Origin of the sequence: Rhizobium favelukesii, assembly GCF_000577275.2 — a bacterium.
Taxonomy (GTDB): Bacteria; Pseudomonadota; Alphaproteobacteria; order Rhizobiales; family Rhizobiaceae; genus Rhizobium; species Rhizobium favelukesii.
On record NZ_HG916855.1, the window covers coordinates 1,015,413 to 1,036,228 of the forward strand.

Annotated in this window: 21 protein-coding genes; 11 read left to right on the forward strand and 10 right to left on the reverse strand. The window is 58.4% G+C overall.

Features of this window, described 5'->3' with window-relative positions; translation table 11 throughout:
* Window positions 1–55 precede the first annotated feature (55 nt).
* Together glgX and LPU83_RS73310 are read right to left on the reverse strand one after the other, a co-directional pair.
* Window positions 56–2,128 carry a glycogen debranching protein GlgX gene (glgX, locus tag LPU83_RS68360; RefSeq protein WP_024316320.1) on the reverse strand — a complete coding sequence of 691 codons (2,073 nt, stop codon included), beginning with the start codon at window positions 2,126–2,128 and terminating at the stop codon, window positions 56–58.
* A gap of 210 nt (window positions 2,129–2,338) precedes the next feature.
* Window positions 2,339–2,497, reverse strand: a complete 159-nt coding sequence (locus LPU83_RS73310) for a hypothetical protein (RefSeq protein ID WP_167546231.1) — start codon at window positions 2,495–2,497, stop codon at window positions 2,339–2,341.
* 129 nt (window positions 2,498–2,626) lie between these two features.
* Here LPU83_RS73310 and LPU83_RS68365 point away from each other — a divergent pair, with 129 nt between their 5' ends.
* From LPU83_RS68365 to LPU83_RS68380, 4 genes are all read left to right on the forward strand, one after another.
* Complete coding sequence (locus tag LPU83_RS68365) at window positions 2,627–3,307, forward strand: hypothetical protein (protein ID WP_309475091.1); 681 nt, start codon at window positions 2,627–2,629, stop codon at window positions 3,305–3,307.
* Window positions 3,308–3,645: 338 nt separating this feature from the next.
* Entirely contained in the window at window positions 3,646–3,996 is a 351-nt protein-coding gene (locus LPU83_RS68370) for a helix-turn-helix domain-containing protein (RefSeq protein ID WP_024316318.1), read from the forward strand.
* Window positions 3,996–5,282 carry a type II toxin-antitoxin system HipA family toxin gene (locus tag LPU83_RS68375; protein ID WP_024316317.1) on the forward strand — a complete coding sequence of 429 codons (1,287 nt, stop codon included), beginning with the start codon at window positions 3,996–3,998 and terminating at the stop codon, window positions 5,280–5,282. Before LPU83_RS68370 ends, LPU83_RS68375 begins: the two co-directional genes overlap by 1 nt.
* A 170-nt stretch (window positions 5,283–5,452) precedes the next feature.
* A complete protein-coding gene (locus LPU83_RS68380; protein ID WP_024316316.1) occupies window positions 5,453–5,614 on the forward strand; it encodes a DUF1328 domain-containing protein in 162 nt (53 codons plus the stop codon).
* Between the two features lie 199 nt (window positions 5,615–5,813).
* Here the strand turns inward: LPU83_RS68380 and LPU83_RS68385 are convergent, their stop codons facing one another.
* Both LPU83_RS68385 and LPU83_RS68390 read right to left on the reverse strand, forming a co-directional pair.
* Window positions 5,814–6,305 (reverse strand): YciE/YciF ferroxidase family protein, encoded by a 492-nt coding sequence (locus LPU83_RS68385; RefSeq protein WP_024316315.1) that lies wholly within the window; start codon window positions 6,303–6,305, stop codon window positions 5,814–5,816.
* A 259-nt stretch (window positions 6,306–6,564) separates the two neighbouring features.
* Window positions 6,565–8,250: an arylsulfatase gene (locus tag LPU83_RS68390; protein ID WP_024316314.1), complete on the reverse strand. Its 1,686-nt coding sequence runs from the start codon at window positions 8,248–8,250 to the stop codon at window positions 6,565–6,567.
* Window positions 8,251–8,753: 503 nt separating this feature from the next.
* Between LPU83_RS68390 and LPU83_RS68395 the strand changes: the two genes are divergently transcribed.
* On the forward strand, window positions 8,754–9,989 hold the full coding sequence (locus LPU83_RS68395) for a DUF763 domain-containing protein (protein ID WP_024316313.1): 1,236 nt from the start codon (window positions 8,754–8,756) through the stop codon (window positions 9,987–9,989).
* Between the two features lie 105 nt (window positions 9,990–10,094).
* Here the strand turns inward: LPU83_RS68395 and LPU83_RS68400 are convergent, their stop codons facing one another.
* Window positions 10,095–10,325, reverse strand: coding sequence for a hypothetical protein (locus LPU83_RS68400; RefSeq protein ID WP_024316312.1), 231 nt, complete (start codon window positions 10,323–10,325; stop codon window positions 10,095–10,097).
* A 633-nt stretch (window positions 10,326–10,958) separates the two neighbouring features.
* Between LPU83_RS68400 and LPU83_RS68405 the strand changes: the two genes are divergently transcribed.
* The 3 genes from LPU83_RS68405 to LPU83_RS68415 all read left to right on the forward strand — a co-directional run bounded on the left by LPU83_RS68405 (window position 10,959) and on the right by LPU83_RS68415 (window position 15,643).
* The gene (locus LPU83_RS68405) at window positions 10,959–12,044 is read left to right on the forward strand and encodes a YihY/virulence factor BrkB family protein (protein WP_024316311.1); all 1,086 of its coding nucleotides are present in this window, start codon (window positions 10,959–10,961) and stop codon (window positions 12,042–12,044) included.
* Between the two features lie 77 nt (window positions 12,045–12,121).
* Window positions 12,122–14,761, forward strand: coding sequence for a DNA ligase D (gene ligD, locus LPU83_RS68410; RefSeq protein WP_024316310.1), 2,640 nt, complete (start codon window positions 12,122–12,124; stop codon window positions 14,759–14,761).
* Window positions 14,762–14,770: 9 nt separating this feature from the next.
* Window positions 14,771–15,643: an alpha/beta fold hydrolase gene (locus LPU83_RS68415; protein ID WP_024316309.1), complete on the forward strand. Its 873-nt coding sequence runs from the start codon at window positions 14,771–14,773 to the stop codon at window positions 15,641–15,643.
* Between the two features lie 37 nt (window positions 15,644–15,680).
* Here the strand turns inward: LPU83_RS68415 and LPU83_RS68420 are convergent, their stop codons facing one another.
* From LPU83_RS68420 to LPU83_RS68440, 5 genes are all read right to left on the reverse strand, one after another.
* Window positions 15,681–15,926: a hypothetical protein gene (locus LPU83_RS68420; RefSeq protein ID WP_024316308.1), complete on the reverse strand. Its 246-nt coding sequence runs from the start codon at window positions 15,924–15,926 to the stop codon at window positions 15,681–15,683.
* Window positions 15,927–16,058: 132 nt separating this feature from the next.
* Window positions 16,059–17,348, reverse strand: a complete 1,290-nt coding sequence (locus tag LPU83_RS68425) for a cation:proton antiporter (protein ID WP_024316307.1) — start codon at window positions 17,346–17,348, stop codon at window positions 16,059–16,061.
* Between the two features lie 9 nt (window positions 17,349–17,357).
* Entirely contained in the window at window positions 17,358–18,461 is a 1,104-nt protein-coding gene (locus LPU83_RS68430) for a flavodoxin family protein (RefSeq protein ID WP_024316306.1), read from the reverse strand.
* 510 nt (window positions 18,462–18,971) lie between these two features.
* Window positions 18,972–19,199, reverse strand: coding sequence for a hypothetical protein (locus tag LPU83_RS68435; protein WP_024316305.1), 228 nt, complete (start codon window positions 19,197–19,199; stop codon window positions 18,972–18,974).
* A gap of 179 nt (window positions 19,200–19,378) precedes the next feature.
* Window positions 19,379–19,618: a hypothetical protein gene (locus LPU83_RS68440; protein ID WP_024316304.1), complete on the reverse strand. Its 240-nt coding sequence runs from the start codon at window positions 19,616–19,618 to the stop codon at window positions 19,379–19,381.
* Here LPU83_RS68440 and LPU83_RS68445 point away from each other — a divergent pair.
* From LPU83_RS68445 to LPU83_RS68455, 3 genes are all read left to right on the forward strand, one after another.
* On the forward strand, window positions 19,617–20,030 hold the full coding sequence (locus LPU83_RS68445; protein ID WP_040680945.1) for a hypothetical protein: 414 nt from the start codon (window positions 19,617–19,619) through the stop codon (window positions 20,028–20,030). The genes LPU83_RS68440 and LPU83_RS68445 overlap by 2 nt on opposite strands.
* Before the next feature lie 68 nt (window positions 20,031–20,098).
* A complete protein-coding gene (locus tag LPU83_RS68450; protein WP_024316302.1) occupies window positions 20,099–20,347 on the forward strand; it encodes a hypothetical protein in 249 nt (82 codons plus the stop codon).
* 234 nt (window positions 20,348–20,581) lie between these two features.
* Window positions 20,582–20,776: a hypothetical protein gene (locus LPU83_RS68455; protein ID WP_141652576.1), complete on the forward strand. Its 195-nt coding sequence runs from the start codon at window positions 20,582–20,584 to the stop codon at window positions 20,774–20,776.
* The last annotated feature ends 40 nt before the right edge of the window (window positions 20,777–20,816 follow it).

Genomic DNA, 20,816 nt, shown 5'->3' on the forward strand with positions numbered 1-20,816 from the left:
GCTCTACTCGAAGCAAGCGAAACGGAGGTGCATCACTCACTGCGGCGGGCAGCGCTCACTTCGGCCTTAGCAGGGCGAGACTGCGGGGCTCCAATGGATAGTCCTCTGCTTGGGATAGGTCGGCAGCCTCAACGGCCGGATTGGACGTCGTCAGTTCAAGAACCCAGCCGGTTCCAACAGGCGGCAGATGGAAGATCACCTGGCCATCGTGTGGGTTGAATAGGAATAGCACGTCATTCCATCCCTCCTCATCAACCAGTTCGTCACACGACAGCCGCAGTCCGAGTGTCGTGCTTCCCTCGTCATCCCAGTGCTCGTCGGTCTGCTCCCCGCCGGTGGGGTTCAGCCAGGTAATGGCGATGCCATTGCGCCAGCTTTCTCGACGCAGGAGTGGTTGGCTTTGGCGAAGTGCGATCAGCCTGCCGGTGAATTCCCGAAGTTCGGTTGCACTGTCTGGGAGGCCTTGCCAGTGAAACCAGCTGACCTCGCTATCCTGGCAGTAGCCGTTGTTGTTGCCCATCTGGCTGCGGCCGAACTCGTCTCCGGCCAGCAGCATGGGCACGCCATGGGAGAAAAGGAGCGTGGCAAGAAAGTTCCGTTTCTGGCGCTCACGGACCATATTTATGCCAGCGTCGTCGGTTGGTCCCTCGGCGCCATAATTGAAGCTCCGATTGTGGTCATGGCCGTCCTGATTGTCCTCGCCGTTCGCCTCGTTGTGTTTGTCGTTATATGAAACCAGGTCATTCAACGTAAAGCCATCATGTGCGGTCACGAAGTTGACGCTCGCCCACGGCCTGCGCCCGCGAAAGTCGTAAATATCGCCGGAGCCAAGAATTCGGGCAGCAAAGTCGCGGGCCATGCCGTCCTCGTCCTTCCAATAGTCACGCATCGTGTCACGATATTTATCGTTCCATTCCGACCAGCCGGGTGGGAAGCCTCCAACCTGATAGCCGCCCGGACCGATATCCCAGGGCTCGCCTATGAGCTTGAGGCGGGAAAGGACGGGATCTTGACCAACAGCGTCAAAGAAGCCGCCGCGCTGATCAAATCCCTCGGGTTCGCGCCCGAGTATGGTGCCGAGGTCGAAACGAAAGCCATCAACATTCATCACCTCCGCCCAATAGCGAAGCGAGTCCGTGATCATCTGCAAAACGCGCGGATGCGACGTATTCACGGTATTGCCGGTGCCAGTGTCATTGATGTAGTAGCGCGGCTCGCCGGGCATAGTCCGATAATAGGAGAAGTTGTCGATGCCCTTGAAGGAGAGGGTCGGGCCAAGTTCGTTGCCCTCGGCAGTGTGATTGTAGACGACGTCGAGGATGACTTCGATGCCGGCGTCGTGAAAGGAGCGGACCATATCACGAAATCCGGCAAGCCCGCGCGGACCATAATATCTCGACGCGGGTGCGAAGAAACCAATAGTGTTGTAGCCCCAGTAATTTCTCAGGCCCTTGTCGAGGAGGTGAGGGTCGTCTGGAAAATAGTGGACAGGCAACAGTTCGATCGAGCTCACGCCAAGGCTCTTCACATACTGCACGATCTCCCGTTCCGCGAGGCCCTCGAATGTTCCACGCAGTTCCTCCGGAATGGCCGGATGAAGCCTGGTCATCCCGTTGACATGGGCCTCGTAGAAAATGGTGCGTGACCAGGGCGTTCCCGGTCTGGTGTCCTTTTCACTGAAGTCGGCCGCATCCACGACCCGACACTTCGGCATGTCAGGAGCGCTGTCTGTGTCGTTGAAGGACAGGTCCTTCTCTTCGCTCTCCAGATCGTAAGCGAAGGTCGTCTGGCCCCAATTCACCTCGCCGACGATCTCCCGCGCGTAGGGATCGAGCAGCAGCTTGTTGGGATTAAAGCGATGGCCGTTTTCGGGTTCGTAGGGCCCGTGGACCCGGTAGCCATAAAGCACGCCCGGCTTCAAACCTGGAATATGGCCATGCCAGATCTCATGGGTGTATTCGGGAAGCAAGATTCGCGTTTCTTTGCGCCCGTCTGCGTCGAAGAGGCAAAGCTCCACCCGCTCGGCATGGGCGGAAAACAACGCAAAGTTAACGCCGCCTTCAGTCGGCGTTGCGCCAAGCATCGTGAAGTCACCGGGATCAACGTCGTGTACAGGTTCGTGTGCCATGAGAGCCCCGCATTTAATCGGCGCGACAGGAACACAATTCTTCTGTGTTTGTTCCGAGAGGCTATTCCTCCTGAGCGTTCGGGCACGGCGGAGGACCCGAGCGACAGAATTCAGTCACGCGGTGTCGGAAGCGAGAGAATTTGTTTCACACGAACGCCAACGGTTCCCCGTGCCGGCGTCAATCCGTTGCGACAATGCACTGTCCGTCGCTTAAGGGCCATCTCGGCGGCGCCTTGTAGCGCTCCTTAAAACATCCAGGTTGCGTCGCGCTTCCAGCCAGTAGTCGAGATAACCGACGCAAATATAAAGCAACCTCTTGCCGTTGATGGCGACGACCAATAACAGCGCAGCCAAAATGAGTGTTGTCATCGTTCGATCCTCAGTCTTTGATGAAAAAACCGACAAGCAGCGCTAAGGTTCCATGCTTGAACGATGCCCTCAAAGCAAAGGAATGGACACAGCCACACGACAGAGCGTTTCAGGCCCGTAGCGCATGCCGTGACCCAGGGTGCGCGCAGCGGAAGTGAGGGACAAGGCTGGAAAAATCCACCTGTGCAGAGACTGCCGATTTCATCTCTTTCTGGGTCTGCCACGCTCGTGCCGAAATTTACTGCTGTTGGCTTCTTTCCTGAACCACGGGGGCGCCGCATGGAATTCATCAATCGCTACGTTGATCGACCGTTGCTTGACGGAGCGTCGAGCGCGCTGCGCGCTTGGCATGTCCGCACCGGTCAATCCCCGGAGAGACTTGGTCCTAGCTGGAATCTTGCCGTGCTGTTTGTGCTGCTGGCACTGAGCGTCCGATTTCTTTCTGGCACCGGGTTGGTGCTGGGTGCTGCCACTTTGGTCATGCTATCCCTGCCTTCAGCGTTTAAACTCATGTCCAATCGCCGCGGCCAACTTTACAACGCACGCGCCTATCTTGCGCTTGCCACACTGGCATTGAGAAAACGCGAAACCGAGTGGGCCCTACGCTTGATGATCCTTCTGATCTCCGCCTGCCTGCCAATTCTTAGCCGATCCGATGACCCTGCGGGCAGCTTGTTTCTCATCGGCGCCAGCCTTTGGTTCGTCCTGACCGCGCCAGCAAACACATATCTGCAGGCCGCCGAGCCTCCACAGCCAAGCGATGGGGAGCCCAGCTTCAGATCAGAGCGATCGTTGCAATTCGGCTCGTAAATGGCGCGTAGCGCGTCCGTTTATTCGAGGTCATATCCGGCTGCCCGCGAGGTCAAACGCGACACCATCAAATAGCGCCGCACCGGCACAAAGCAGCCGAAAACCGAGCCGCAATTTCCAATCCTCCCAAACCCAATTCGTCTCAATCGGCGACGCACCGTCTCGACTGGATGAAAGACAGGATAAGCGTGCCTTCTCGTCGCAATCCTGCACCGTTCACGTCATCGAAAAGCGGAATTCCGCACATACAACTGCACTATTGCGGAATTCCGTTTGGACACCTACAGTGCTGGAAGTGCGATATTCCGCACGGATTATTCCTATGAGCGGAATTCAGCATGATAGACACGATTTTCACAACTCTGGGCACGCAACTTCGTTCAGTTCGCAAGCGACGCGGCATCACTCAGCCTGACCTCGGAACGCGAACCGGGCGCGACCGAGCCCGTATATCCGAGCTCGAACGTGACCTAATAAACAATCGCTTGGGACGCGATCGCTTAACCCTTTTTGCGGAAATTTGCGATGCCCTCGACCTCGTGCCGGTGCTGGTGCCAAGGTCGCGCGTGAACGAAGTGCGCCAGCTAATCGACGAACAGACCTTGGAGAGCCGGCACTCCCGACAGGTCACAACGGCATTCGATGAGCTTTTCGTCGATCTTGGTGAAGACGATGAAGAGGAGAGGTGATGGCGAAGGTTCCAGCAATACTCGGTGTCTATGTTCTCGATCACGCGCTCGGTACGATCAGGGCAGGGACCTTGACGCGCGATGCCGACGGCGGCGTCGCGTTCGTTGTAGCCGAGACCTATTTGCGTGACGCAAAGCGGCCGATTCTAAGCCTCGGTTGGTACGACCCTGATGATGATGAACGCACGCGCGATCGGCTCGCAAGCAGAGCAGATAAAATCGGACTGCGTGGCACCTTGCCCCCGTGGTTTTCCGGATTATTGCCTGAAGGCGCTTTGCGAGAACTGGTCCTGAGCGAGATGGGGCCGGGTGACCACGACGAGTTCGATGTCCTGACCCGACTGGGCGCTGATCTGCCAGGTGCCGTCCTGATTGTTCCGGAAACCGGCGTGCCGCCCTCTGCGGGCCCACTCACGCTCCAGAATGTCCACGGCTTTAAGGCACCGTTGCCAGACGGGACCATAAAATTCTCGCTCGCCGGCGTTCAGCTGAAGTTCACGGCCAACCCACAGGGCGAGCGGCTGACGGTTCCCGGTCGCGGCGATACCGGTCGTTGCATCATAAAAGTGGGGAGCGACAGGTTCCCTGGCCTCCCCGAAGCCGAACATGCGGCTATGCAACTGGCTGGAATGATCGGGGTCAGGACAGCCAACTGCCGTCTCGTTCCTCGCGAGGCAATTCAAGGCGTTCCGGTTGAACTCTTGGCGCATGGTAAGAATGTACTCGTCGTCGATCGCTTTGATCGCACTGAGGATGGCCGCGGTCGTATTCACATCGAGGATGCGGGACAGATCCTCGGCGCAATCGGTGATCGGAAGTACACGCTGGCAACCACAGAAACCGTCATAAATATGGTTCGGCGCTTCAGCTCCGATCATCGCGACGACATCATGGAGGCTGTTCGCCGTGTCGTTGCCGATGTCCTGCTTGGAAACGGCGACAATCATCTGAAAAACTGGTCTTTTTGCTTTCCGCAGCCAGGCGAGGTCCGGCTCTCGCCGGCCTACGATATCGTGCCGACAATCTTCTACATGCCGGCAGACAAAATGGCTCTCAGGTTTGTCAAAACACAAAACTTCGAAAACGTGGACCTCCATCGTTTCGAACGCGTCGCAAGTTTTCTCCGGCTCGACTCCAAATGGATCACCCGCGAGGTGACGACGGTCGTAAAACGCGCACTTGAATTATGGCCGTCAGCGGTGCCCGACCTGCTCGGGGAGGAGCGAGCAAAGCAGATCATCGATCGCCTCGATACGCTGAAGCTTGTCGGCGAGGTCAGAGGTTGATGCGAGAGCTGGCCGTCGCGTTGCGCCATGTGTTCGGCCCCGGGGACAATAGACATGCAACCCGTCGCCGAACTTGGTCTCTGTCGCAATGTCGACCGGACGCGGCAGGATGCATCTGGAACCAATTAGGCGGTCCATCGTTGTCATTCCACGCAATGATGGAGGTGAAAATGCTTTACTATGCGTTGGTGTTCCTGGTGATAGCTCTGATTGCCGGCGTTCTGGGATTTGGCGGAATAGCAGGAGCATCCGCTTCGATCGCCCAGGTGCTGTTTTTCGTGTTCCTCGTCCTCTTTGTTGTTTCGCTTGTCATGCGTGTAGCTCGACGCTGACGCTTGGACATGCGTTGACGATCGTATTTGCTGCAGAAGCGAGCCGGTCAGGTGATGGAGTATTCGAAGACGCGTCGCGGCCGTGACGCGTCTTCGGCGCATCGGGGCTCGCCACAGTCGATTGTATCGGGTGAAGGCTACCAACGGTTGAGGGAGCGGCGGCCGCCGGGCTGGCGGCCGCCGCTTGTCATTGCGAACGCTACGCCGCCTTCGCATTGGCGACGGTAACGGCAAGCTGCGTCAGCTTCTTGTCGGTCGCCTCCTCTTCGGCGAGGCTTTGCTTGAGGAGCGGGATCGCATTCTTGAGCCCGAGCTGATTGGCCCAGGCAATCAGCGTGCCATAGCGGGCGATTTCATAGTGCTCGACGGCCTGTGCGGAAGAGATGAGGCCCGCGTCGAGCGCCGGAGAGCCTTTGAACTCTTCCATAATATCCTCGCCTTCCGCGATAATGCCCTGAATAGCCTCGCAAGTCTTGCCACGGGCGGGTTTGCCAAGCATGTCGAACACCTGCTCCAGACGCTCGACCTGGCCTTGTGTCTCATCGCGATGCTTCTGGAAGCCGGCTTTTCCTTCCTCTGATTGCGCGGCGCGCGCCATCTTTGGAAGAGCTCGAAGAATTTGCTTCTCGGCGTAGTAGATATCTTTGAGCGTATCGAGGAAAAGATCGTCCAGCGTCTTTTGGGTTGCCATATCGTCCTCCTTTGGCGGTTTATGCCGTGCGAGAACTCTCCCAGAGGCCATATGTTCCAGAACGAGTCATGAAACGTCACGTCTCGCATGGATCAGCTACTGAGGGCAGACGTGGCTGACGATGAGCTACATTGATAACGAACGAATAGACGGATCACTTTTGGCCCTAGCGGACCCATAAATGCCGCGCGTGATTTGACGGACATTTCAAAAAAAGACGGGCAGCCGTCGGACCACCCGTCGTCTTGAGCGCGCTCGACTAATTGCCCGGCTTGTTCTTAATGGCTGCTTCGATCTGCCGCTTTACGGCCTCGAGGTTGAACGAGGCCGGGTCCTGCATCGGCGGATAGTCTATTGCCGTGAGCGCAAGTTTGCCGACTTCCTGCTGAACACTGACGAAGCGCCAGAACTCACGAGCGAAGAAGTCATTCATGTAGCCTCCACCAAGGTCATTGAGGCTTTGCTGGCCAATCGACGGTGTCCGCTCGAATGGGTCCTGACGGATATTGACCATGGTGGGCATGTCCGTCGTGACCTTTGCGCCGGGCCAGCCCTGTGGCTGCTGCAAGAACTGGAATTTGAAGTCATCGATGCGAACTGCCCCCAGAGAAGGGCCGCCGAAGTAGAAGAATTCATGACGTGCGGATGGCGAATTGCCCTGCAACAGGTCCAACTGGTTGTAGCCGTCAAGATGGTTCTTGTAGGTCTGATCACCCAACTTCGTGCCCTTCAGAAGTTCATCGGTGATGTTTGGATTGCCAGCAGCCGCCACCAGTGTGGGGAACCAATCCAGAGCCGAAAATATGCCGTTCTCGACCGTACCCGGCTTGACCTTGCCCGGCCAGCGGATGATGGCCGGTGCGCGGAAGCCACCCTCCATCACGGTACCCTTGGTGCCCTTGAACGGGGTCATGCCGCCATCGGGCCAGGTGAACACCTCCGCCCCATTGTCGGTGGTGAAAACGACGATGGTGTTGTCGGTCTCTCCCGCGTCCTCCACGCATTTCAGGATCGCACCGACGCTGTCATCGAGCTGCGCCATTCCAGCTTCTTCGAGCCCGTAGTTGCTCTCGCTGTTCATGAGGGCTTGGTATTTGGGCGACAGAAAAGTCCAGACGTGCATGCGCGTCGTGTTGTGCCAGACGAAAAACGGTTTTCCGTCAGTCTTGGCCTTGTCCATGAAATCGCACGAAGCCTTGACCAGCACTTCGTCGAACGTACCCATGTCGTATTTGGCCTTGGGGGCAATATCGTGCATGTTCGGCACGTTGGACATGTCGGGGAACGGTGCTAAGGGACCTTCGTCTACGATCCGCTGCTTGCCGACCTTGCCCCAACGCGGTTGCTCGCTCGTGTCGTCCGTGTCTGATGCAAAGCTGTGGACCAGGTTGCGCGGCCCGACTTTGTCACGGTACGATTGGTCGTTCGGAAACGAATACCAGTAGGGGTCTGACATCGCATCGAGGTGATAAAGGTAGCCAAAGAACTCGTCGAAGCCATGCAGTGTCGGCAGAAACTTGTTCAAATCGCCGAGATGGTTCTTGCCGAATTGCCCCGTCGCGTATCCCTCGGTTTTGAGAGCGGCAGCAATCGTTGCCGCCTTGTCAGGCATGCCGACGTCTGCGCCCGCCTGACCGACGGTCGTCAGGCCGGTGCGCAACGGAATTTCGCCGGTGATGAAACTCGCCCGGCCGGCGGTGCAACTCGCCTCCGCGTAATAGTCGGTAAACATCATGCCGTCGGCTGCCAGCTTGTCGAGATTGGGCGTCTTCCCCGACATGATGCCCCGGTGATAGGCCCCGATATTGAACCAGCCGACATCGTCACCCATGATGACAAGGATGTTGGGTTTTGGCTGCTGTTGCTGTGCAACTGCTGGCGCAGCCAGTGCGCTCGTCAGCGCCGAAGCCAACAGACCAAAGCAAAGGTTTCTCATGCTACTCATGATGCTTGCCTCCGTTCTTGAACAGCATTCAGGGCATAAAGGTGCCCCTCCCTATGACTGCGGGTATGAGGTGGCTGCATGACGCAATGGTGCGTGCGCTTACATTCGAATGATTGTTACGTTCGACAGGAACGAGCGGCTCCTGACATGAAGATTTGGCAAATATGCAAATTGCGGGAGCCTCACGGCCGTTCCGTTGCGCCCCCAAGCAAAGATCAGGTTTAAATCCCTCCCGAGCGTTGGATGCTACCACATGTGTAGCAATTCTAATATTGCCCTAAAGGGCATACGAACACGCGTGGGTTGCTCCGAAAATTGGATGTTCCTGCAGTCGAACGTGTAGGGCCGCCTGCTTGCGCGCCTTCGGGAAAATCCGCAATATGCTGGCGATAGTGCCCATCGGATCGACATGCTGGAAGTGCGGACCCGGAAAAAACAACTGGCTTGGCAATCAAATCTCTGCCGCAAGGCAACGAGCTGAACCGAGACGAGTAACCGAATAGATGTCCAAACGATCAGGCAGTGCTGACTTACCGCTTCATGGCGGACGGGTTCCTCCTTGGCTCAGCGATCGAATGACCAGGCTCGGCGCGCTCATCGCCGAGGCAATCGTCCATCACTACGGCCGCGACGAGTTTCTCCGCCGCCTGTCGCACCCATTCTGGTTCCAGTCCTTCGGTTCAGTCATGGGAATGGACTGGCACTCCTCTGGTATCACCACCAGCGTGATCGGGGCTCTCAAGCGCGGCCTGAAACCGCTGTCGGGCGAATTGGGACTGCATGTTTGCGGTGGTCGAGGCGCCCAGTCCCGCAAGACGCCGGAAGAGCTGGTCGATATCGGATATCGCGTCGGGATCGATGGGACTCGCCTTGCCGGCGTCAGCCGTTTGGTCGCCAAGGTGGACAGCGCTGCCGTTCAGGACGGATTTGATCTTTACCTGCATGGGTTCATCGTTGCCGATGACGGCAAATGGGTCGTCGTGCAGCAGGGGATGAATGATGAAAGGCGCCAGGCCAGGCGGTATCATTGGCTGTCGGAGGGCCTGGAGAATTTCCTCGATTCACCCCACCGTGCGATCGAGGGGCGTGGGCAGGGCAATATCATCAATCTCGCTGATCGGAGGGCAGATCGATCGCGGCTTGGTCAACTTGACATCCTCGCAACACTCGGACCCGACGGCATCGCGCGGGAGGCAAGCGCACTCGCCCAAAGCGCCGAGCGGGAAGCCGTCGTGGCCGATCAGCTGGTCTTGCCGCATCTTGTCATGCCGGCTCATCACGACGTGCGCGCTGGCGACATCGTCATGAAGCGCCTGCATGGAAGTCTGGCCGCTGCTGCCGATTGCGGCCCGAAAGACTATCAGGATCTGCTGCTCGTGCCGGGCGTTGGGGCACGCACGGTAAAGGCGCTGGCCATGGTGGCGGAGGTGGTACACGGTGCGCCCTGCCGCTTCTCCGATCCAGCCAGGTTTTCGCTTGCCCACGGCGGCAAGGATCGTCATCCGTTTCCCGTGCCGTTGAAGGTATATGACGAAACCATCCGCGTGATGAAATCGGCGATCTCCAAAGGCAAGCTCGGACGCGAGGAGGAACTGGCTGCTTTAAAACGCCTGGATATCCAGTCACGACAGATGGAGCAGTACGTCACCGGACCCGACCTTAAGGAGATCATTGCCGGCGAGTTTCGCGATTCGGAGCATTTCGGCGGACGCAGTGTCTTTGGCTGGGAGAGACGTTAGGGCGCCCGAGGTTGGGGTTATCGCCGCCATCGGCAAAGCCTGCACGGGCGTTCACGCTCATGGGTGACAAGATAAGCGGCACAGGCTGAGCGGCAGGCCGGAATGCTAGGCACTGCGGGCGCGAAGTCTTCTCACGATGTCCGCAATCGCGCCAAGCCGTGTCCGGATCTTCTCTTGTCGGCGCGGCTGAAGGCCGTTCTTGAGATCGGCGAGAGCCTGAGCGCTCAGACGAGTTGTGGTCTGTGTCATCATCGGGTCAACAATCAGCGCGCCCTTCTGCTGATCCAGGACCGCCCAGTTGCCGTCTTCCTGCTGTTGAATGGTGTATCTGTCCAAGTTTCGATCCCCCCAACGACAAATATATCGCGATCGCTGGATGATGAAAGGATCGGTGGTCAGTATTTTAAGCAAGACGGTAAATGAGCATCGCACCGGGTTTTGAGCCGCGCGCGGACAACTTTTTACGCGCGGGGTAACGGCAGACACGCGCTTTCGATGCCTCGAGCGACCGCTATCGCTGCTCAACCCCAATGGTGCCAGTCGTGATCGGATCGGCGACGTCTCTGCCAAAAGGGTTGATGGCAACAAGAGCCGTCAACACGGCAACTGCGGACCAGATTCTAAATAGCATGGAGGGAACCATCAAACACCCGTCAGTGCGGCCCAATAATCGCACATCCCTTATGCCGACAATCGGTCAAGAAACAGTGAACCGCGCAAGGGAGAGGAAAGCAATTTCGTGCGCCCGACGCTGTCGCTTCACGATTCTTCAAGCGATCTCAGGGGTGGCAAATATCACCGGCGCTCCATCGGCCCGGCGCGCCCGTCCGCCGCGTCTCGACCGGTAGGAAAGACAATATCGACGCCGACACCGGGCAAGCGCCTCGGGGGACAGCAATTGTATGGATGATCAAACGCATCCTTTCGGGAACAGCTGCGTTAATCTTGGCGAGAAACGGGAATTGCCCGATGCCAAGACGGCCACCGTCCCAGAGGGTGTCAACCGCTACGGTCTTATTGATCGCGGCCGTGAGCGGCGCAATCCTTCTCGGCAGGTCGCATCTCAATCCGGCTGGGGTTCGAACGATCGATCCTTTGGAGCCTGGGCGCGGGAGACATGCCGCGGTTCCAGAAGCCATACCGATCAAAGGATTGCGTGACGTCTTCTTTCGCGTGGTCAAAGAGGTGTCCGACGACCGCGTGACGCTGATCGCTGGAGGGGTGACATTCTATCTGTTGCTGGCCCTCTTCCCGGCGCTTGCGGCATTGGTCGCACTTTATGGTCTGATGGCCGATCCTGTCACAATGTCTGATCATCTTCGTGAACTTGCCGGCCTGCTCCCGCCGGGCGCCTTTGACATCATCTCCGATCAGATCAAGAACCTGGTCGAAAGTCGCAACAGCACGCTCAGCGTGACCTTCATCGTCGCATTGAGCATTGCCCTTTGGAGCACTCACAGCGGCACACTGGTCGTGTTTGATGCGATGAATGTCGCCTACGAAGAGAAGGAGAAGCGCAGCTTGGTCAAACTGAATGCAATCGCCTTGTGCTTTACGCTCTGTGCAATGCTATGCGCGGCGATCATGATCGGGCTGGTCGCTGTGATGCCGGCGGTGCTTTCCTACCTGTGGCTCGATCAGTTCAAGGAACATATGGCCTTGTTGCTAAGGTGGCCAGTGCTTCTGTTGATCGTCGGCGCAACCGTGACCGCCGTCTACCGCTTCGGCCCAAGCCGGGAGCCGGCAAAATTCCGCTGGATGACCTGGGGTGCGGTGCTCGTGACGCTGACATGGTTTGCCATGTCGGTCGGTTTCTCGTTCTACATGAACCACTTCGCCGACTACAGCGCCACTTACGGGACCCTAGGCACGCTTATCGCATTCCTCATCTGGACGTGGCTTTCGATCGTGATCCTGATCGTCGGCGGCGAACTGAATGCAGAGTTGGAACACCAGACCGCGAAAGACACCACCACCGGGCCCGAGCTGCCGATGGGATCGCGCGGTGCGTATGTCGCGGACTCGCTCGGCGAGACGGCGGACCGCCTGAAGTAGCCAACGGCGAAGAAGCCCATGGAACCACCATCGCGAAGCGGCATTTCACTCAAACGAGGTCACCTTCGAGAGCAGCCATGGCCACTGACACGTTATCGAAGTATCGAGCCAAAAGAGACTTCCAAAAGACTTCGGAGCCGAGTGGCGACACGCCGATTGAAAAGGCCAGCCGCCGACGCTTTGTCATTCAAAAGCACGCCGCCTCCCGCCTGCACTACGATCTCAGGCTCGAAGTTCGCGGCGTCTTCAAATCCTGGGCGGTCACCAAAGGGCCGTCGCTTGATCCGCGTGACAAGCGCCTTGCGGTTGAGGTCGAGGATCATCCGCTCGACTACGGCGACTTCGAAGGCACGATCCCCAAGGGCCAGTATGGTGGCGGCACGGTCATGGTGTGGGACCGCGGCTACTGGGAACCGGAGGGGCAAAAAGGGCCAGAGCGGGCGCTGGAAAAGGGCGAGTTGAAGTTCAGGCTCGATGGCCAACGCCTGCAAGGAAGCTTCGTTCTCGTGCGCATGCGCAACGATCGAGATCGGGGCAACCGTTCGAACTGGCTGCTGATCAAACATCGTGACGCGTTTGCTCTGGAAGACCATGGCTCCGACATTGTGGAGGAGAACCAGACTTCGGTGGCATCGGGCAGAACCATGGAAGCGATTGCCTCGGGCAAAGGTCGACAACCGGCCGCATTCATCGTCAAAGGAGGAAAAGTGCGCGCCGACGCCGTGTGGGGAAGCGATGGCGGCGCGCCTGCAGACCCTCGCAGATCCAAGAGGCAAAACGCCAAGCGGCCAACAGAGGATGCGCCCGCCGAACTGCCGGACTTTATTGCGCCGCAGCTCTGTGAGACGGTGGAACGCCCGCCGTCTGGAGCCGATTGGGTCCATGAAATCAAATTCGACGGCTACAGGGTGCAGATGCGGGTGTTTGATAACGAGGTCACGCTGAAGACGAGGAAAGGATTAGATTGGACAGCAAAGTTCACCGAAATAGCGGATGGCGCCTCGGCTCTTCCAGATGCCATTTTAGACGGCGAGATCTGTGCGCTGGATGAACAGGGCGCGCCAGATTTCGCCGCACTTCAAGCCGCGCTTTCCGAACGCAAGACCGGAGATCTTGTTTTCTTCGCATTCGATCTGCTTTTCGACCGCAACGAAGACCTTCGCGCGCGGCCACTGAGCGACAGAAAAGATCGTCTCGCCACCCTCTTGAATAACGCTCCGAGCAATCCCCGGATCCGTTTTGTGGAGCATTTCGAGACCGGAGGCGACGCTGTATTGAAGTCTGCCTGCAAGCTGTCACTCGAAGGCATCGTCTCGAAACGGGCCGACGCACCGTATCAATCAGGGCGCACCCATACGTGGGCCAAATCGAAATGTCGTGCCGGGCATGAGGTCGTTATCGGCGGCTATGCAAGGATCAACGGCAGGTTCAGATCGCTACTGGTCGGTGTTTATCGCAAAGACCATCTAATCTATGTCGGTCGCGTGGGAACCGGCTTTGCAGCAAAGAAGCTCGAAGGGCTATTGCCGGAGCTCGAGGCGTTGGAGACGGCCCGCTCGAGCTTTACCGGCACCGGATCGCCGAGGCAAGATCGCGATGTCGTATGGGTCAAGCCCGAGCTTGTTGCCGAGATTGAATTCGCCGGATGGACGGCAGACGGCCTCGTGCGTCAGGCAGCCTTCAAGGCTCTGCGCAAAGACAAGCCTGCGAGCGAAGTCGAAGTCGATCTGCCAGCCCCGGCCGCTGGTACGGTCACACCAGAGCCTGGGCCCGCCGCCAGACAGGGTCGCGGGAAAAACGCCAAGGTCGAGGTGATGGGCGTGCTGATTTCCAGTCCCGACAAGCCGCTCTGGCCTGATGCCAACGACGATGGCCCCGTGACCAAGGAAGAGCTGGCTCGCTACTACGAGGCGGTCGGTGCGTGGCTCATCAGGCATATTGCCGGTCGACCATGCTCCATCATCCGTGCGCCAGATGGCATAAACGGCGAGCAGTTCTTTCAGCGGCACGCCATGCAGGGCACGTCGAACCTCCTGGAGCTGGTCGAGGTATTCGGCGACAGGAAGCCCTATCTCCAGATTGATCGCCTGGAGGGATTGTCGGCCGTCGCCCAGATTGCCGCTGTCGAACTCCACCCCTGGAATTGCCAACCGGGTAAGCCGGAAGTCCCGGGACGATTGGTCTTCGACCTCGATCCGGGACCTGACGTCGCGTTCTCGACTGTCGTTGCCGCCGCCCGGGAAATGAAGGACAGGCTCGAGGAACTGGGCCTGGTGAGCTTCTGCAAGACCACCGGAGGCAAGGGGCTGCATGTCGTCACACCGCTTGCCGCGACCAAGCGAAAGGCTCTCTCATGGCCGCAAGCAAAGGCCTTTGCATATGATGTATGCCGGCAAATGGCGCGCGACAATCCGGATCTCTATCTGGTGAAAATGACGAAAAGCCTGAGGACCGGTCGAATTTTCCTCGACTACCTGCGCAACGATCGCATGTCCACCGCGGTTGCTCCCTTGTCGCCACGAGCCAGGGCCGGCGCCACGGTATCGATGCCGCTCACCTGGGCACAGGTGAAGGCCGATCTCGATCCCAGACGCTTCACCGTTCGAACGGCACCGCGCCTGCTGACGAAGACATCAGCATGGGAGGATTACTGCGATTGCGAGCGGCCGCTGGAGCAAGCCATAAAGCGGCTCGGCAAAACCCGGAATTTGGCGTGAGGCCGGCTGATGTTCGACGGGTTCGTTTTGGAAGCGATCAAGATCAGCAGGGGTACTCTTCGCGTTCGCCGAGGCGGGGCAGGGCCGCCAATCCTGCTCCTCCATGGCCATCCAAGGACACACATGACCTGGAACAAGGTGGCTGAGCGCCTGTCGCCCGACTTTACCGTGGTCTGCCCCGACCTGCCTGGCTTCGGCCAATCATTCATCCCTCCCGACAGCCCCGATAGCCGACATTCTTCAAAGCGGTCGAAGGCGCATGCCCTTGTCGAAATGATGCGGGTTCTTGGTCATGATAGCTTCCACGTGGTTGGACACGACAGGGGAAGCCTCACTGCCTTTCGCATGGCGATGGATCATCCGGCCACCGTGCGCAGTTTGGTTACCATCGATGGTCTGCCGGTTCTGGAACATCTGGAACGGGCCGACTGGAAGTTTGCCAACGCATGGTATCATTGGTTCTTTTTCGCGCAGCCGGAGAAACCGGAGCGCGCGATCACGGCCAATCCGACGGCATGGTATGACAAACTGAGCCCGGATCTGATGGGCGCGGAAGCCTATGACGATTTGCTTGATTGCATCCATGACCGGGCCGTCATCCATGGGATGATCGAAGACTATCGCGCCGGGTTGCGGATCGATCATATTCACGATCGCGAAGACCGCAAAGCCGGTCGCCGGATCCGCGCTGCGATGCTCTGCTTGTGGTCGCTGAGAGACGACCTTGGGGAAATCTATGGCGATCCGGTCAGTATCTGGCGCTGCTGGGCCGACGACGTGACCGGCTTTGGGATCGACAGCGGTCATCATGTCGCGGAAGAAAATCCGGCTGCATTGGCAGCGGCAATCAAAAACTTCATGGAGATTGCCGCGCCGCGATGACGTCGTCGCTCCGCATTATAAATCGCCATTCACCTCGCTAGGCGTCATCGTCAGCGAGTTTGTCGGCCATATCAGCCTCGTTCATGGCGGCTTGGCGGTCTCGCAGAAACGCTGCGATATCGCCGCCGCAAAGTTCGTTCAGTTCGCTGACGTCGTACCCGTCCGCCGCAGCCTGCGCCCGAAGCAAATCGGCATGCTTTTCGAACATTGACGTGTCATTTTCGTAGCCGGCTTGACCAAGTTCCTCGAGTTGGTCGTCAAGCCAGTCGTGAAGCAGTTTCATGAGCGTTCCTCCGTTCGTTTCTGTTGCCGTGGAAACGCGCAATCCGACCCAAGGTTTCCGCAAGGCGCGAGCGACTTTATCCGGCCTCCCGACTGTCAGCAAAACGCTGGACAGTGTTGCCAGTTGCTCTCGTCAACGCGAAACGCGTTCGCCGCCTCCCTCTCGTGCCTTGATCGGGCGCATGGCGTCGACACCTCTTTCACTATCGATCCACCGCATGACAGGTGTCACGGCAACGCCGTGCACCACGACGGAAATCAGAATGATCAGAAAGACCGTGGCCCAGATCACCTCAAGGCGCTCGAACGGAGCCTTCCCGGAGGCATAGGCGAGATAGTAGATCGAACCGAGGCCGCGGATTCCGAAGATCGAAACGATCAGCTTCTCCGCCGATCGGTGCCCGCTGCCGATCAGGCTGACCCATCCCGCGAGCGGACGAACCACGATCAGCGTCAAGCCAGCGACGATTGCGACACGCCAGTCGACCAGCGACAGCAGCGATCCTTCAGCAAGCGTAGAGCCGAAGCAGACCAGCAACAGCATCATCAGCAGGCGTTCGATCTGTTCACCGAAATCGTGAAGGTCGCCATGGTAGCTGCTGTGTCTTTCGACGTTGCGAAGTGTGAGCGCCGTCACGAAAACGGCGACGAAGCCATATCCATGAATGAGTTCGGTTGCACCATACGAAAGACATGTGAAGCCGAGCGCTGCCAATCCGTCACCTGTCCTGGCGATCCGCCCGGCCTTCGGCACCTTGAAGGTCAGATAGCCGAGGATCTGCCCGGAAAGCCACCCCATGGCGACACCTGCCGTCAATCTCCAGAAAACATCCACGGCGAGCCAGTGGGAAAGCCAACCGGTACCCGGTCCCGCCTGTGAGGCGATCGCGATAGCGGCCATGACGAACGGAAAGCTCAGGCCATCGTTCAAACCTGCCTCGGAGGTCAAAGCGAATCTGATGTCATCTTCCTCGCCTGTCTGGGGCGGCCCGACCTGAACATCTGCGGCCAGGACCGGATCGGTTGGAGCAAGTGCTGCCCCAAGAAGCAGCGCGGAGGCCACGCCAAAACCGAGCACGCTCCAACCAAGCAACGCGATCAAAGCAATGGAAAGTGGCATGGCTACGCCAAGTAGCCGCCACGTGATCGCCCAGCTTCGCCAACCAGGCGGTCTGTCGATTTTCAATCCCGCGCCCATCAAGGCAACGATGACGACGAATTCGGTCAGGCGCTCGGCCAGCACGATGTTTTCAAGCGGGTTCGATTGTGGAAGGGGTGTAAACGGCGACCACGAAAGAACGACACCGATTGCGATACAACAGATGGGTAGGGACAGTGGCAGTCGGCGTAGCGCAAGCGGAAGCCAGGCCGTCAGGAGTATGATCACGCCAAGGATGAAGAGCGTCGCGATATAGGAATTCATTGCCTGCGCCTATTTCTGACGCGGTTGTTTGAAATCGCGGCCTGCCGTCACCTGCTTGCCTTGTCGCCTTGCCACGACGGCGTCATAGAGCGTCTGCGCCGCGTTGCGGATTTCCTCCTGTATCGCCTGATCCTTCTCGTACGACAGGTGATTGGTTGCATATGCCTCCCAGTAGCCGATGTAACGATCGACCTCGGCCAGCGCACCTGCAGGAACCAGATCCATGGATTTCAGCCAATCGGAAACGCTTCGCCGAACGTTTTCGGCACCTTCCGTATCGCCGTGAACCACGACGGAAAACAGCCGGTCTTTCAGGTGACGGGGATAGTCCCAGCCCTGCATCTCAAGTTCCTTGGCCTCTTTCGCATCCTTGCCGTGGGTGCTGGTCGGATCCGGATTGCCGCCATCGGCGCATACGAGGCGATCGATCATCAGCTTTAGTGGCGACGATGTCTGGTACCAGTTGACCGGCGTTACGATCATGATGCCGTGCGCGGCGACCCACATCGGATAGATGTCGTTCATCCAGTCATGGATCTGCCCGAGCGAGTAGTTGGGATAGCAGGAACAGGGCCAATGACAGAGCGCGGCGGACGTCGAAAAACAGGCCTTGCAGGGGTGGATCTGACGACCGTACTCGGACGCGACGCGGCTTAAATCGAGCAGCTCGACTTCAACCTGAGGGTCGCGGCTGAGAGCATTTCTTGCCAGCTCCACCATCCGATAGCTCTTGGAGACCTCACCGGGGCAAGTATGTTCGCTGCGCGAGGAGCCATTGATGAGAAGGAAGCGGGCCGGTCCATCCGGATCGTCATGGCGTTGTTGCGCAACGCCTATCGCGTCACGCGCAGCCAGCCAGTCGATGGCGAGCTCATACTGGGGGTCGGCGAATTCAAAGCCTGCCTTGCGCGTCTTTGGGCTCTTGCGGGAGTGATCGTAGGCATCCCACGCGGCGGCGGCGACTTTTGAAAGCTCCGCTTCAAGCGGCTCGTATGCCAGATCCTGGAACTGATTGAGGAACCGGCGCTTGAACTCGTTTTCGTCAATGCGCGGGCTCGGGCTGCCCTTGCGCGGTTCGAGATCGGCCTTCTGCAAAGCGTGGGCGGCTGACATGGGGACTCCATCATCGGATCAACCGAATAACGTATCGGCCTGTTCAGCGTTCCGGATGTTGAACCAACAAAAGACGATGACGCATGGTTGACGCTTGCAATGGCGCCCACCAGGCCGACCTGTATGTCCTGCCCGGTGACATGGCCGAGGGGAGAAGGTCAGCTGGCCAAAAAAATACCCCGCTGGTTGGCGGGGCGATTGAGGTCCAATAGAGCGCTACCACTCGGTAACAGGCAAAGAGTAACGATCGCTGCTTGCTCGTGCAAGCTCTTTTTAGACCATTCTGATGAACCATTTTGGTGGCCAAGGCGCCGCATTGAAAGCCTCTACTTTCCACTGAGGAGCCACCCCGTCCACGTGCCGAACGCCAACGCGACCGCTCTCAGCCACGCCTTCCTCTCAAGTGCTTTTGATCATCCGATGACCAGCGCACAGGCGCGCTTGCGCGCCATGCGCACGGACCGTGGATAGTCGATGGGGGCGGGCAAAGTGGTCAAGCGCGGCGATCCATCACAAATATCCGCCGAAAGCCAATAGCAGCGCGCCGAGAGCGATGATCATTAGACCCGGCCAGTTCTTTGATAGCCCGAGAAAGCGCAGTCCCTGATGCTGCGGTTCGAGCGTTTGGCTACCTTGCGCCAATTGGTGAGGTTCACTCAGTCGCCTGCTGAGTGCTTGCCGGAAGAGGTAAAGAAACCCGCCGATCACGAGAACGGCGCCGATCATGATGACCCACATGGTCGCCTCGATTTTTTAGCGATACAGGAAGAAAACGAGCCGAGCGGTGTCATTGTTCCGGATGCTTGTAGGCAAGGTTCCATCGAAAAATTCCGTAGCGAAGGGACGCCGTCGCGAGAAGCGGGAAGAACTTTTGACAGGTCGAGGACCCTGAGAGCCGCAGCCGCCCTGGTTATGTCTCAGACGATCTGGAGACGGTCTTGCGGGAGCAGTGAAATGCTCCTGACGTCGCTGGTTTCGCTTCCATCGACGTCGCCACGGTGCTGATCGAAACCTTCGTGCTCCATGCGCGTGAACGCCCGCCATTGAAGCGCGTGCAGTAGCAATTCGCCTTCAAGCTCAAGGCGATTGCGCTTGAAGGCCGCACCGGCTGCTCCAATTAATGTAGAAACAGGTAATAATATCACGGAGACCGACATGCCGCCTCGCAAACGAACCGCAACCGCGCCGGCGGTTACCGAAGGTGCCAAGATCGGCGAGCCGGTCCCGAAGGCGATCGTCGACACGAGCACTGCCTCGGTCGGCATCCCACCGCAGCCGGACTATGATCCTCGCGAAGAAATCCGCGCCCTGCGCAGGCAGATGGAGTCGTTGCGGCGCGAGATTTCCGCCGCCGCGCGATCGGTAAAGGGTGGCGCAATGCAGGCCGCACGGCAGACCGAAGCAACGGTTAAGCTTTATCCTGTTTCATCACTCCTGGCGGTCGCGGCCGTCGCCGGGGCGTTCGCCTTTGCGATCGCTGGACTGCGCTCATCCACGCCTCGCTCGCGTTACGAGCGGGCGCTCGACGAAATGCGCGATCTGTACGACCGTATCCGCGACCGTCTTTAGCTGGATTGGGGGATTGCGAGTTGATCGATTCTCCGACACGCTTGTGTTTCGCAAGCGAGGGGAGACGTATGCTCGACGTCATTATACGCAACAGCCTGGACATCGTGGCCCGGACGGAACGTTTGATTGAAAAGGCGAAAAGGCTGATCGCAACTGGACGTCTCGACGACGTCGAGGCATATCGAATTCATACGGAGCTCGAGCGCCTTACAGACCTCGTCTTCATCATGGACGATGCAGCGCGGCTGCTCCGCCGGATGTTCGAACTACGTCCGGAGATGGCTCATGGGTACACGGTTCACGCGACCCTGCAGTAGGGGCCGCGACGCATGGAGACGAAGCCGGCATCAGTGGAGGGGACTGCTTCCGTTGCAAGGCCGCTGTCTGCTTAATCGGGGTGGCGGTTGTTGTTATTTCTAAGGCTGGAACCTGTCATCACTCGTGGTTGGGCACCGCACTGTTCCGATGGCCTCCCTCTCGCCGTAAAGTTGATTTTTCAAACAAAGTGGGCCATTCTAGGTGTCGAGCCGTCGAAGCGGAGGACATCGACTATGCAATATGCGGTAGTTCGTGAGTCTGAAATCTGTATGATTGCCAGAAGCCTGGCCCAGGCAGAAAGAGAGCGCGATTATTTTTCGGCGCGATACGGAAAGACCGTTGCCATCGTTGCGATCGAAGATGACATCGGCGCAAGTGCCCGGTTGCAGCGTCGGTTATCGATACGAAATCCCCGTGACGAGATATAGTCTGTGCGAATGGTGCTGTTGTCGGCGGCGCAACTGGGGG

Coding starts and splice junctions, on each gene's coding strand:
- glgX (WP_024316320.1), bottom strand. CDS start 2,128: ATGGCACACGAACCTGTACACGACGTTGATCCCGGTGACTTCACGATG.
- LPU83_RS73310 (WP_167546231.1), bottom strand. CDS start 2,497: ATGACAACACTCATTTTGGCTGCGCTGTTATTGGTCGTCGCCATCAAC.
- LPU83_RS68370 (WP_024316318.1), top strand. CDS start 3,646: ATGATAGACACGATTTTCACAACTCTGGGCACGCAACTTCGTTCAGTT.
- LPU83_RS68375 (WP_024316317.1), top strand. CDS start 3,996: ATGGCGAAGGTTCCAGCAATACTCGGTGTCTATGTTCTCGATCACGCG.
- LPU83_RS68380 (WP_024316316.1), top strand. CDS start 5,453: ATGCTTTACTATGCGTTGGTGTTCCTGGTGATAGCTCTGATTGCCGGC.
- LPU83_RS68385 (WP_024316315.1), bottom strand. CDS start 6,305: ATGGCAACCCAAAAGACGCTGGACGATCTTTTCCTCGATACGCTCAAA.
- LPU83_RS68390 (WP_024316314.1), bottom strand. CDS start 8,250: ATGAGTAGCATGAGAAACCTTTGCTTTGGTCTGTTGGCTTCGGCGCTG.
- LPU83_RS68395 (WP_024316313.1), top strand. CDS start 8,754: ATGTCCAAACGATCAGGCAGTGCTGACTTACCGCTTCATGGCGGACGG.
- LPU83_RS68405 (WP_024316311.1), top strand. CDS start 10,959: ATGCCAAGACGGCCACCGTCCCAGAGGGTGTCAACCGCTACGGTCTTA.
- ligD (WP_024316310.1), top strand. CDS start 12,122: ATGGCCACTGACACGTTATCGAAGTATCGAGCCAAAAGAGACTTCCAA.
- LPU83_RS68415 (WP_024316309.1), top strand. CDS start 14,771: ATGTTCGACGGGTTCGTTTTGGAAGCGATCAAGATCAGCAGGGGTACT.
- LPU83_RS68420 (WP_024316308.1), bottom strand. CDS start 15,926: ATGAAACTGCTTCACGACTGGCTTGACGACCAACTCGAGGAACTTGGT.
- LPU83_RS68425 (WP_024316307.1), bottom strand. CDS start 17,348: ATGAATTCCTATATCGCGACGCTCTTCATCCTTGGCGTGATCATACTC.
- LPU83_RS68430 (WP_024316306.1), bottom strand. CDS start 18,461: ATGTCAGCCGCCCACGCTTTGCAGAAGGCCGATCTCGAACCGCGCAAG.
- LPU83_RS68435 (WP_024316305.1), bottom strand. CDS start 19,199: ATGTGGGTCATCATGATCGGCGCCGTTCTCGTGATCGGCGGGTTTCTT.
- LPU83_RS68445 (WP_040680945.1), top strand. CDS start 19,617: ATGCCGCCTCGCAAACGAACCGCAACCGCGCCGGCGGTTACCGAAGGT.
- LPU83_RS68440 (WP_024316304.1), bottom strand. CDS start 19,618: ATGTCGGTCTCCGTGATATTATTACCTGTTTCTACATTAATTGGAGCA.
- LPU83_RS68450 (WP_024316302.1), top strand. CDS start 20,099: ATGCTCGACGTCATTATACGCAACAGCCTGGACATCGTGGCCCGGACG.
- LPU83_RS68455 (WP_141652576.1), top strand. CDS start 20,582: ATGCAATATGCGGTAGTTCGTGAGTCTGAAATCTGTATGATTGCCAGA.